This window comes from Lacisediminimonas sp., from assembly GCF_030645335.1.
Classification (GTDB): Bacteria; Pseudomonadota; Gammaproteobacteria; order Burkholderiales; family Burkholderiaceae_D; genus Lacisediminimonas.
Map to the genome: position 1 here is coordinate 1 of NZ_JAUSNH010000256.1, position 3,717 is coordinate 3,717.

At 60.9% G+C, this 3,717-nt stretch carries 6 protein-coding genes; all 6 read right to left on the reverse strand.

Annotated features, from left to right (window positions below; genetic code table 11):
• Nucleotides 1–396: TIGR00730 family Rossman fold protein (locus Q7T64_RS17500; protein ID WP_304798471.1), on the reverse strand; the 396-nt coding region annotated here is incomplete at its 3' end.
• Nucleotides 397–457: 61 nt separating this feature from the next.
• Nucleotides 458–1,123, reverse strand: coding sequence for a TetR/AcrR family transcriptional regulator (locus tag Q7T64_RS17505; RefSeq protein ID WP_304798474.1), 666 nt, complete (start codon nt 1,121–1,123; stop codon nt 458–460).
• 53 nt (nt 1,124–1,176) lie between these two features.
• Entirely contained in the window at nt 1,177–1,716 is a 540-nt protein-coding gene (locus Q7T64_RS17510) for a fasciclin domain-containing protein (RefSeq protein ID WP_304798477.1), read from the reverse strand.
• A 196-nt stretch (nt 1,717–1,912) separates the two neighbouring features.
• On the reverse strand, nt 1,913–2,359 hold the full coding sequence (locus Q7T64_RS17515) for a triacylglycerol lipase (RefSeq protein WP_304798480.1): 447 nt from the start codon (nt 2,357–2,359) through the stop codon (nt 1,913–1,915).
• A gap of 3 nt (nt 2,360–2,362) precedes the next feature.
• Nucleotides 2,363–2,875 (reverse strand): triacylglycerol lipase, encoded by a 513-nt coding sequence (locus tag Q7T64_RS17520; RefSeq protein ID WP_304798484.1) that lies wholly within the window; start codon nt 2,873–2,875, stop codon nt 2,363–2,365.
• Between the two features lie 31 nt (nt 2,876–2,906).
• Nucleotides 2,907–3,717 (reverse strand): GspE/PulE family protein (locus tag Q7T64_RS17525; RefSeq protein ID WP_304798487.1); only part of this gene is annotated, 811 nt, incomplete at its 5' end.

Genomic DNA, 3,717 nt, shown 5'->3' on the forward strand with positions numbered 1-3,717 from the left:
CAAGCCGACCGGCTTGTCGTGCAGCCCCAATTGCGACCAGGTGGTGGCCTCGAATAATTCTTCCAGCGTGCCGATGCCGCCTGGCAGGGCGATGAATCCGTCGGACAGCGTTGCCATCATCGCCTTGCGTTCATGCATGTCCCGCACCACATGCAGTTTCGTCAGGCCGGCATGACCCACTTCACGCTGCATCAGCGCATCCGGAATCACACCGGTGACGCTGCCGCCCAGGCGCAGCACTTCATCGGCAATGATGCCCATCAGGCCGACGTGTCCGCCGCCATAAACCAGCGATATGCCCTGTTGCACCAGTTCGCGCGCCATTGCGCGGGCCCCCGCCTGGTAGTACCCGGCATTGCCGGGGGAGGAGCCGCAATACACACAGATCGATTTCATGTACGGTCCAGAATGTTTGTCTTTTCTGTTCACGGCCGGCCTTGCCGTTCCCGGCGCGTCCTCAGGCGACCGTTTTCAGGTATTCATCCGCCAGGTTCCTGTACGCATCGGCGCTATGCCCTTGCAGGTAAGGACCGACCAGCGACAGCACCTGGTAGCAGCCGCGCGCCAGCGCATCGGACATCATCTGCGTTTCGGTATAGCGACGCGGATTGCGTACATACTCGTAGGACAGCCAGTAGGTTGCCACCACCACCATGTTGGTGGCCAGAGCCGAGATCACCCGGGGATCGGCTTCCAGCTCGCCCTGCTCGCGCAGTCCGTCGCAAAGAGCGCGCGCGATCTCGATTTCATGCGCCAGGATCTTGTTGAAGTTCAGTTCAAGGATGCGGTTGCGTGACAGCAGGTCCGACAGGTCGCGGTAAAAAAAGCGGTAGCGCCAGGCCAGCTCGAACATGTGGTGCAGGTACAGCCAGACGTCTTCCAGGTTGGGGCGGCGTGTCGAGGGCACGGTCAGCATCAGGTTGATTTCCGCGTCGAAGCTGGAAAACAAGGAGTTGACGATGTCGTCCTTGTTGCGGAAATGGTAGTAGAGGTTGCCGGGTGAAATCTTCATTTCATCGGCGATCTGGCTGGTGGTGATGTTCGGTTCGCCGAACTCATTGAACAGGCGTAACGAGATCTCGAGTATGCGGTCCCTGGTGCGGCGCGGGGCTTTGGTTGCCATCGTTCTGCGGTTCCTGCAGGTTCAGTTGAACCTGAGCATAACACCGGCCGCACTCAATGGTAAGCCGCGACTTGCGTGCAGCATCGGGCGCGGGCAGGTTGCCCTTGGCTGCCCTGGTCCTCGATCAATACGGTATCGATTGCATGTATCACGCCATTGTCCGCCGCGATGTCGCTTTGCGTCACATTCCCCGGCCCGACCGTGACTTTGCCATTGTCCGACTTCAGCAAAAGCATGCTGCCAGCCAGTGTCGTTGCGGGGCCGGGCTTGATTTCGGTAATCAGGGATTTCCCGGGCAGCACGTGGCGCTTGAGCAATTGCGCCATCTGCGGCTTGTCCTTTTGCAGCGCCTTCCAGCGTTTTTCGCCAAACCGGGCAATCGCTTCGTCAGTCGGCGCAAAGACGGTATAAGGGCCGCCGCTTTTGAGCGTCTTGTCGACGCCGCTTTCTTCGGCTGCGGCAATGAATCGCTTGAAGGTGCCGGCGATTTCAGCGGTTTTCATCAGGTCTTCTGCCAAGGCAATGCTCGCAGGCGTGCTCAGGGCGAGCGCGAGCAACATGCGTCGCAGGCAGGGCGCAAGGGCTTGCAACATCGGGTCGCTCCGGTTGGCGGTGCATCGATTCGGGACTGTCCGATGCGCTGATGTGCGGACCGGACAATGGGTAGTTTCGGCGATGCCGGAAAAGTTCAAGCCAACCACGGCAGGGTCGTCGATGTGCTGCGGGACATCAACAATGCGGAGAAAACGGCAATGCCCGCCGGCATCGAACCGGCAAAGCCCTTGCGCGCTAGGCGGGGGCGGCGGATGCCCGCCTGATTTCGTCGATCACGATGTCGTGGACCTGCGGCGAGAACGCCAGCGCCACATGGCCAATGCCAGTGACGTCGATATTGACGGCGTCGGGCAGGCGCGATGATTGCTGCGGCGACACGATATTGTCGTGATGGGAAAAGATCGATACGAACAGCTTGCGGCGTGCCGCATCTTCGGCCGCTTCCAGTTGCTGCAGCCACTGGCTTGCCTGCCCCGTATTGGCGTCATCGGTCCAGCGCATCTGGCGCGAGTTGCGACCCAAACCGAAATTCGCCAGGCCGGTCCCCTGGTGCGGCGTGCCCAGCGTGATGACCCGGCGCACCTGTTGGCTGCCGTGATCGCGCAGGTATGCCCGGTCCTCCTGTCCGCCCATGGTGTGTGCCAGCAGGATGATCTGCGCTGCGCAGGTTTCGCGGCACACCCTTCACACCGCGTCGTGCAATTGCGCAACGAATCCATCGATGTCGGAAAAAACCGGCTCAAGGTCAATCGCATAGTGCGTGATCCTGGCGCGCGCCAGGGCGCGGCTCATCGCATGCCAGTAACCGCTGTTGCAGGCATAGCCATGCACCAGCAGCACCGGCAGGCCGACGGCGCCCGGAATGACGCGCTTGTCGAAGCTGTGGAACGCCATGGTCCAGGATGAGCTTGCCATGCTGGCGGCAAATTCCCGCAAGAACAATTGCAACAAGGCGAGCCAGCCCAGTTGATGTTGGCTCGGCGTGCGGTTGCGGTAGAAGAGGGCCAGCATGAAATTATTGGCGACAATCAGCATGCGTACGAGCACGACGCATGCCAGGCCACCGGCCACGGCAAGGAGCGGACTGCGGCCATCGAAATACCGGATTGCGGCAAGGTATAGCAGCAGCACGATGCCGGCCTGGATCACCAGCAAAACACGGGTAGCGCGCCGGATCGCTCCTGCCGGGACTTTCATTGATCGCCTGCCGCTTGCTGTCTGAAGGGCGCTATTTGATACAGACCTGTCGCACTTGTTTCATGTCGGTCAGGCCGCTGAGCACTTTCTCGATACCGTCCATTTTCAGCGTGAGCATGCCATCCTGCAGCGCGCCGGCCAGCAATGCCGATACCCGTGCCCGCTCCTGTAGCAGCTTCTTGATGCTGTCGGTGCCGACCATCAATTCATGCAGGCCGAGCCGCCCCTTGTAGCCCTTGTTGCACTTGTCGCAGCCGACCGCCCGGTACAGCTTGAAATTGCCGTCGCCGTCGGCGTATTGCTCGGTCCAGCGCAACAGCACTTCCTGCACCGCATTCTTGGGATCATGCAGGAAATGCTCGGTGGCCATCAATTCTTCGCAATATTCGTTGAGCAGGCTCTTGAGTTCGGCGTCTTCCGGCGTGTAGGCCTCGCGGCAATTACTGCATAGCCGCTTGGTCAGGCGCTGCGCCAGCACGCCGAGCAAGGCGTCGGCAAAATTGAACGGGTCCATCCCCATGTCGAGCAGGCGCACGATCGACTCCGGCGCACTGTTGGTGTGCAGGGTCGCCAGCACCATGTGACCGGTCAGGGAGGCTTCCAGGCCGATCGACACGGTTTCCTTGTCGCGCATTTCGCCGACCATGATGATGTCCGGATCGGCGCGCAGGAAGGCCCGCATGACGGTCGCAAAATCCATCCCGGCCTTGCGGTTGACCTGGACCTGGCGCAAGCCCTTTTGCGTGATCTCGACCGGATCTTCTGCGGTCCAGATCTTGGTATCGGGCTTGTTCAGATAGGCCAGCACCGAGTGCAGCGTGGTGGTCTTGCCGGAACCGGTC